A 264-nucleotide genomic window follows, 5' to 3' on the forward strand; every position below is an offset into this window, starting at 1 on the left:
GTCACTGCCCCCGTCGTCACCGACACGGCCCCGCCTGCCGCCGACGCGAAGATGCCATTGCCCGTCGTAGCGTTCACCGGACCGACCGTCTTCACCGTCGTCGAACCGACGGTGCCGAAATTCTGTGCTTCAACACCGAAGCGCGCATCGATCGCGCCGTTCGCCGTGACGTCGATATTGCCTGTGCTGGAATTGGAGAGAGCGGCGACAATACCGGTATTGGCCGCCTTCACATCGCCATTCGCTACGATCGTCACATTACCT

General features: G+C 61.7%; 1 protein-coding gene. It reads right to left on the reverse strand.

The features are described from left to right. Nucleotides 1-264: hypothetical protein (locus NLU14_RS22110; protein WP_275710657.1), on the reverse strand; the 264-nt coding region annotated here is incomplete at both ends.

This window comes from Marinobacter iranensis, from assembly GCF_029207565.1.
Lineage (GTDB): Bacteria > Pseudomonadota > Gammaproteobacteria > Pseudomonadales > Oleiphilaceae > Marinobacter > Marinobacter iranensis.